An 8,096-nucleotide genomic window follows, 5' to 3' on the forward strand; every position below is an offset into this window, starting at 1 on the left:
TCCTTCCGCTCCCCGAGAGGAGTGTCATCATGACCCCACACACTGCTCGACTCTCGGTCGTCGTGGGCGTCGAGCACACCGAATCCGGACACCTCGCCGTCGCGTGGGCCGCCGACGAAGCCGCCGGTCGCGGGCTGCCGCTTCGCCTGGTGCACGCCCTCGAATGGCCAGTGGGCGCGCCGGAGCCGCATCACCCCCACACGAAAGAGCCGCCGCCGCGCGACCGGCCCAGCGAGCACGTACACGCGACGTCGTGGCCGGTGCAGGTCTACCGCGATCCGGACCTGACGCCCCCGCGGCACGGTTGGGGCGACAAGTTCCGTGACGCGGGTCGCCGAACGCTCGACCGGGCGCACGCGCTGGCGCTCGGCCGCCACCCCGGCTTGGAGGTGGTCGACGTGCTGGTCGACGGCGACCCGGTCGCCGTGCTGCGCGCCGAAGCCGTCGAGGCCGCGATGGTGGTCGTCGGCTCACGGCACCTGTCGGCGGCGACGGAGTTGATGACCACCGGTGGCATCGCCGTCCCACTCGCGGCCCATGCCGGATGTCCGGTCGCGGTCGTCCGCCGACCCGACCACGAGGAAGAGCTCACCCGGACCGTCGTCGTCGGCGTGGACGGAGCGGCCCGTTCCGAGCCGGCGATCGCGCTGGCCTTCGACGAGGCTTCGCGTCGCGACGCGGTCGTCGAAGCGGTGCTCGTCACCCACGCGACCCGGCACGCCGACGAACAGGGCCGGGTGCGTCTCGCCGAGAGCCTCGCGGGCTGGAAGGAGAAGTACCCGGATGTGGTGATCCGACCGCAGGTCGCCCATGGGCATCCGGTGCGCGTGCTCGCGGACCGTTCGGCGGCCGCGCTGTGCCTGGTCGTCGGCAGCCGTGGCCTGGGTGGTTTCCGCGGCATGCTCCTGGGCTCGGTCGGTCACGGGCTGATCCACCGTGCCTCCTGCCCGGTGATCGTCGTTCCGAGCCACGATGTCGAGGAAGCGTGACGCAGGTGGTCCCAGAGGCGGCTCTGCACCCCTGACGGCTCCGCTGCCGGTTCCTCCGCGATTTCGGCGGCCGGCCGTCGATTGAGGCCACCTTGCCGTCCGCGGGAGCGGTGCGAGACTTGGAGGGAAGCGTGGGACTCGGCGCGCGCTCAGGCGCTTGCCCTCACGGTCGGCAGAGACCCCACCCCGCGGACGCGGTCGGTCGGCCGCGAGGCTGGTGTCCTGGAACAGGAGTTGGAGTATGTCCGACACCGGCCAGTACCGGTCCCGTCGGCTGGTCGCAGACCTCGCCGGGATGGTTCGGCTCGCGTACAAGGCGCTGGGTGAAGCCACTGCCGCCTTGCTCGACATCGCCGACACCGCCGCCGAGAACGCGACCGCTGCCGAGAAGGCGCTGTACGAGCTCCGTGAGGAGATCGAGGACGACGCTTCGGTCGTGCCGGCGGACGGTTCGCCGACGGTTGACCCGCGCGCGATCGTCGTCGGCGTCCATGTCGGCACGGACGTGGAGTGCCTGGCGGCTCTTGCCCGACAGTTGGTCGAGCTGGCCTGGGCACGGCAGTCGAGGCAGCCTTTGCCGTCTCGGCTGCGGCTCCCATTGCAGGGGATGGGCAACCTCGCCTTGACCATGGTCGGCAAGGCGGGTGACGTGCTGGAGTCCAGGGAATCCGAGGCCGTCGCGGACCTTCTCGGAGACCTGCACGAGATCGCCCAGCGCCAGCGGCTGCTGTATCGGCGAATGCTTGCCGAAGCCGACCAAGCCGACCAAACCGACCAAGCCGAGCCCGGAGACGTCGCCGATGCGACGTTGCTGAGCTGTTGTTACCAGCGATGCGCGAGCCACGCCGTGTCCCTGGCCCGCCACGCGGACCTCTTCGCCGACTTCATGCCGACCGGCTGAACGACAGTCGGTCCGCTGCCCGGAGTCGCTCGGTGGCCTCGCCGCTGGACTGTGGAACGCGCCTTCGCGCATCTGCATTGGTTTCGCCCTGCGGATCCGCTGGGAGATCCCTGCCAGGCGCAGGAGTCCGCCATCCGGCCCTGCAGCGGAACCGCCCAAGCCGCCGGGCCAGTCGGTGCGGCTGCCGGCCCCGGTGACTTTGCGGCGGGTCGCAGCACGGCCGGCCACGCCCTCCGCGTCAAGCTGTGGGGGCACAACCTTCGACGGACCGGCGACACGGAAGGGAGCCACAGGTGACGAACGATGCCGGCGGGGGATGGCAGTTCTGGATCGACCGGGGCGGCACATTCACCGACATCGTGGCTCGACGCCCGGACGGTCGACTGGTGACGCACAAGCTTCTGTCGGAGAATCCGGCCCGCTATCGGGACGCCGCCGTGGCGGGCGTGCGCACGCTGCTGGGCCTGTCGCCGGAGCAAGCGGTCCCCAGCGGCGAGGTGGACGCCGTACGGATGGGCACCACGGTGGCGACCAATGCCCTGCTCGAGCGCACCGGCGAGCGGACCGTGCTGGTGATCACACGCGGATTCGGAGACGCGCTGCGGATCGGATACCAGAATCGGCCACGCATCTTCGACCGGGAGATCTCACTGCCCGAGGCGCTGTACGAGCGGGTCGTCGAGGTCGACGAGCGCATCACCGCCGATGGGACGGTGTCGCGCCCGCCGGATCTCGTCCGCCTGGCCGACCAACTGCGACGCGCCCGCGACGACGGCATCGGTGCCGTCGCCGTGGTGTGCATGCACAGCCACTTGCACCCGGCCCACGAAGAGGCGATCGGTGACCTCGCGGAGCGAATCGGATTTCCGCAGGTGTCGCTGTCCAGCGAGGTCAGCCCGCTGATGAAGCTCGTGCCGCGTGGTGACACCGCCGTCGTCGACGCCTACCTGTCACCGGTCCTGCGCCGCTACGTACGGCAGGTGGCGGATCGGCTGCCCGGCGTACGGCTGATGTTCATGCAATCCAACGGCGGCCTTGCCGAAGCCGGGCACTTCCGGGGCAAGGACGCGATCCTGTCCGGCCCCGCGGGCGGCATCGTCGGCATGGCGCGCATGTCGCAACTGGCGGGCTTCGACAAGGTCATCGGCTTCGACATGGGCGGTACCTCGACCGATGTGTCCCACTTCGCCGGCGACTACGAGCGGGTGTCCGCCACACAGGTGGCGGGAGTACGTATCCAGGCCCCCATGCTGGACATCCACACCGTCGCGGCCGGGGGCGGTTCGATCCTGCACTTCGACGGCAGCCGCTATCGGGTCGGCCCGGACTCGGCGGGTGCCGACCCGGGGCCGGCCTGCTACCGGGGCGGTGGACCGCTGACCGTCACCGATGCCAACGTGATGCTCGGTCGCATCCAACCCGCGTACTTCCCACGGGTGTTCGGACCGGGCGGCGACCGGTCGTTGGACCGCACCGTCGTGCGGCAACGGTTCACCGAGGTGGCCGAGGACATCCACGCGCGCACCGGCGACCGGCGCTCGCCCGAACAGGTCGCCGAGGGCTACCTTCAGGTCGCGGTGGCGAACATCGCGGAGGCCGTCAAGCGCATCTCAGTGCAAAAGGGACGCGACGTCACGGAATACGTACTGACCACCTTCGGTGGTGCCGGCGGCCAGCACGCGTGCGCGGTGGCCGACTCCCTCGGTATCCGCACCGTTCTCGTACCGCCCATGGCCGGCGTGCTCTCCGCGCTCGGCATCGGCTTGGCCGACACCACGGCCATGCGCGAGCAGTCCGTGGAGGTTCCCCTGGAGGAAGCGCGGATGGGCCGGGTTCGCGCGGTCGCCGACGAACTCGAATCGGCGGCCCGCGCCGAACTCCTCGACGAGGACATCCCCGCCGAGCAGATCCGAGTGTCGCGGCGCGCGCGGTTGCGATACGACGGCACCGACACCGCCGTGCCCGTCGAGCTGGCCGATCCGGCCGCCATGGCCGAGGTGTTCGAAGCGCGCCACCGCGCGGCGTACTCGTTCCTGATGGACCGTCCGATCGTCGTCGAAGCACTCTCGGTCGAGGCGATCGGCCTCACTCGGCAACCCGACCTCGGCCGCCTCGGCGAGACCGCCGCGAGCGACGACGTCGAGGCTCCCGGCTCCGTTCCCCTGTTCACGGGCGGAGCGTGGCGTGACGTCCCCCTCCATCGGCGTGAACGCATGCGGCCCGGCGACAGCGTGACCGGTCCGGCGATCATCACCGAGGCCAACGCCACCACGGTCGTCGAGCCGGACTGGCGAGCAGCCATGAGCAGGAACGGGCACCTGCTCGTCGAGCGGGTGGGCGCCCGCGTCACGGCCCGTTTCGGAACCGGCGCCGATCCGGTTCTGCTGGAGATCTTCAACAACCTTTTCATGTCGATCGCCCAGCAGATGGGCGCGCGACTGGAATCGACCGCCCAGTCCGTCAACATCAAAGAGCGGCTCGACTTCTCGTGCGCCCTGTTCGATCCGGACGGCAACCTCGTCGCCAACGCCCCGCACATCCCCGTGCACCTCGGATCGATGGGCACCACGGTCAAGGAAGTGATCCGCCGCCGGGCCGGATCGATGAAGCCCGGTGACGCCTACGCCGTCAACGACCCATATCACGGCGGCACCCACTTGCCGGATATCACCGTGGTGACCCCGGTCTTCGAGAAGCGGAACGAACACGCGGACCCCGCCCAGATCCTGTTCTTCGTCGCCTCCCGAGGCCACCACGCGGAGGTCGGAGGGCTGACCCCCGGCTCGATGCCGGCGAACAGCCGCGAGATCCACGAGGAGGGCGTGCTCTTCGACAATTGGCTCCTGGTCGAGAACGGCAGACTCCGCGAGACCGAGACCCTGCAACACCTTGCGGAAGCCCCCTATCCGTCTCGCAACCCGGCCACCAACCTCGCCGACCTGCGCGCCCAGATCTCCGCCAACCACAAGGGCGTCGAAGAAGTCGGCAAGATGATCGACCACTTCGGTCGCGACGTGGTCCAGGCCTACATGCGCCATGTGCAGGACAATGCCGAGGAGGCCGTTCGCCGGGTCGTCGACGCCCTTGACGACGGCGAGTACCACTACGAAATGGACTCAGGCGCCTTCATCCACGTCAAGATCTCGGTGGACCGCGAACGCCGCACCGCGACAGTGGACTTCACCGGAACCTCGCCGCAGCTCGACACGAATTTCAACGCGCCGACCTCGGTGGTGGCCGCTGCCGTGCTGTACGTCTTCCGGACGCTCGTCGCCGACGACATCCCCCTCAACGACGGTTGCCTGCGCCCACTGCGGATCGTCATTCCGTCCGGTTCGATGCTGGCCGCGTCCTATCCGGCCGCCGTCGTCGCGGGCAACGTCGAAACGTCCCAGGCGATCACCGGCGCGCTCTACGCCGCAATCGGCGTCCAGGCAGAGGGGTCCGGCACCATGAACAACGTCACATTCGGCAACAGACGGCACCAGTACTACGAAACCATCGCGTCCGGCTCCGGCGCCGGCGCGGGGTTCGACGGCACGGCCGTGGTGCAGACACACATGACCAACTCTCGGCTGACCGACCCCGAGATCCTCGAATGGCGCTTCCCCGTGCTGCTCGAGGAATTCGCCATCCGGCACGGCAGCGGCGGCGCGGGACAGTGGCGCGGCGGCGACGGCGCCCTACGCAGGATCCGCTTCCGCGAGCCGATGACCGTGAGCATCGTGTCGGGCCATCGCCGGGTACCGCCGTACGGTATGGCCGGCGGGGCGCCGGGCGCCCTGGGAACCAACCGTGTCGAACGGGCGGACGGCAGTACCACGCCCATGGCCGGCTGCGACTTCGTCGACGTGCGGCCCGGCGACGTCCTCGTGATCGAAACGCCCGGCGGCGGCGGATATGGGCCCTGTCGAACAGGCGAACTCGCCCCGACTTCCCGTCCCGAGGCCCGAAGCCGAAGCAGGTCGGCTGTGTCGAGCTGACGGCGCGCGGGCATGCCGACGCCGACCGGACGCCCGGTCTCGGGACATTGGACGGGAACGCGTCGCGCGATGCCCGGTTGAGGAACGGCGAACAGGTGTTCGTTCTCGCGAACGGACGCGGTGAAGGACTTCGGCACGTCGGACGGCGCGGTGCCGGAGAGCAGACTGCGGGTCCCGGTGGGTCACGAACGGTGGGGCGGTTCCGCGACCTGGACGACCCCGTCGAGGCCCGGCCGACGAGGCCGGACCTCGATCGCCCGAACGGTGTCGGGAACAGACCCTGCGGAAATGGGGGCCAGGCCCAGCGGGCGAGCGCGCCATGTTTCCGGGTCCTCCAGGAGGTCGGGGCATCGCGGATGAGGACCTGCGAGGTCCTACCGCTCGCGCGGCGTGATCCCCCCGGATGAACCAGTGCCGGAGCGGAGCATTGCTCCATCGGATGGCAACCGTGGTAGCTCATTCGCGTGATCTGCTGCCGGCGATCGATACATGAGCGCGTGGACGCGACCCACACTGCGACCTTGAGAGCAACGATTCAGACAGGACGCAGGGGGTTTCACGTGCTCGGACACGAGGACAGCGAGGCGATCGCCACTCTTCTCGGACTGATCGAAGGTCGCGAGAACACCATTCTCGACTTCTCCGACGAGCGTCAGTACCGCGCCGCACTCGCGATCCACAACCTCGGTGGTCACACACCCGAGACCCGCCCCGGAATGCACGCGGCACTGGCCGAGAGGCGCGAGCGCCACGTGGCGCGCAGCGGCATCGACGGTGAGCAACTGCCGCAGGACCCCCCCTTCCGAACCGGGGCGCACCTGAACGAGATCAGCCGTGTCCCGAACACCGAGAACGCCGCCGCGTCCGGATTCGCGAGCGTCGTCTACGGTGCCTTTCAGCTCAACTCGACGATCGCGGTCTTCGACGCGGCGGGCACGACCACGCTCGCGTCCGGCTCCGGCTCGCAGTTCAACCAGGGCCAGTACCTGAAGCTGTACGCCGCGCCGGTGTCCGGCCGGACCGTCCAGCCGCAGATGACGGGGACGATCGTCTATTCCTACCAGCAGCAGCCCGGCGGACCGTGGGTCACCGGCGCCACACAGAGTGGCGTCAGCCTCGGCGTGCTGGCCGACCCGGTGGTGATCCACCCGAAGAAGCACCAGACCAAGGTTCCGAGCGACTACATCCGGATCGCGCTCGGACGCGGGGGGAGTTCTCAGGACGATGTCGACTACTGGTACGGGTACGGGCACGACACCACTACGTACGCGTTGCCCTGGTACGGGAGCGTGACCTTCGTCGCCCCTCCACCGGAGCCCCTATACGAGGTCAACACGTGGATCTTCGGCACACTCGCCCGCGGCCTGGGCGGGACCGGCGGCTATGCGGCGCTGCCGCGGGCCTCGAGAATGACACTGTTCGACAACCTCCACGTCAGCGGCAACACACTCGCCTGGACAATGAAGCCGCCGGCCGTCAAGCCACCGTGGGGTGATAGGGGCGATCCGTTGTTGTGGGGCAACCTGAACTGGGTCAGCGGCGAGGCCGATTACCTGACGATCCAGCTCATGGTCCGCCTCCAGGATCAGACGACCGCGATCGCGACCGTGCAGAGCTCCGACCTCCCCGACCAGGACCCGCTCGACGGGGTTACCTACATCCCGCCGATCCAGTTCGTCTACAGCTGTCTGGTCGCAGGCACGCCCATCCTGCTCGCCGACGACTCCACGATCCCGATCGAGGACGTTGTCCACGGCTCGGTCGTCCGCTGCGGCGACGGCGTCGCCCGCGAGGTCAGCTCCACGACGATCTTTCGCTTCGGCGGAGAAATTCTGAAGCTGCGCACCGAGAACGGCGGCGAGGTCGCGCTGTCCGGCAACCACCCGGTGATGACGACGGACGGGTTCGTGCAGGCACACGAACTCGAGCCGGGCGACGAGGTGCGGGTCTGGGGAGGCGCCACGTCGGTCCTCGTACAGGCAGAACGCGAGCCCTACCAGGGCCTGCTCTGCAATCTTCGGCTCGACGAGTCCTCGGAGCCCGATCCGGCGCAGAGCTCGGTTTTCGCGGGCGGGATCGAGGTCGGTGACTACGCGCTGCAGATGTCGCACGACCGCTCGCGCCGGACCGACCCCGCGCGGATCCGAGCCATGCTCGAGCCTCGTTACCTGCCCGATTTCGAGCAATACCTGAGCGAGATCACAGCCGGCCGCTGAGGGGAGT

The 8,096-nt window shown here is 69.2% G+C and carries 4 protein-coding genes; all 4 read left to right on the forward strand.

The features are described 5' to 3' along the window. Window positions 1-29 precede the first annotated feature (29 nt). The 4 genes from OG928_RS45880 to OG928_RS45895 all read left to right on the forward strand — a co-directional run bounded on the left by OG928_RS45880 (window position 30) and on the right by OG928_RS45895 (window position 8,089). Entirely contained in the window at window positions 30-989 is a 960-nt protein-coding gene (locus tag OG928_RS45880; protein WP_331767962.1) for a universal stress protein, read from the forward strand. A 241-nt stretch (window positions 990-1,230) separates the two neighbouring features. Continuing rightward, window positions 1,231-1,890, forward strand: a complete 660-nt coding sequence (locus OG928_RS45885; RefSeq protein ID WP_331767963.1) for a hypothetical protein — start codon at window positions 1,231-1,233, stop codon at window positions 1,888-1,890. Window positions 1,891-2,183: 293 nt separating this feature from the next. Further along, a complete protein-coding gene (locus tag OG928_RS45890; RefSeq protein WP_331767964.1) occupies window positions 2,184-5,873 on the forward strand; it encodes a hydantoinase B/oxoprolinase family protein in 3,690 nt (1,229 codons plus the stop codon). Between the two features lie 560 nt (window positions 5,874-6,433). After that, window positions 6,434-8,089, forward strand: coding sequence for a Hint domain-containing protein (locus tag OG928_RS45895; RefSeq protein WP_331767965.1), 1,656 nt, complete (start codon window positions 6,434-6,436; stop codon window positions 8,087-8,089). Window positions 8,090-8,096: the final 7 nt, after the last annotated feature.

It is taken from the genome of Embleya sp. NBC_00896 (assembly GCF_045207785.1).
GTDB lineage: Bacteria > Actinomycetota > Actinomycetes > Streptomycetales > Streptomycetaceae > Embleya.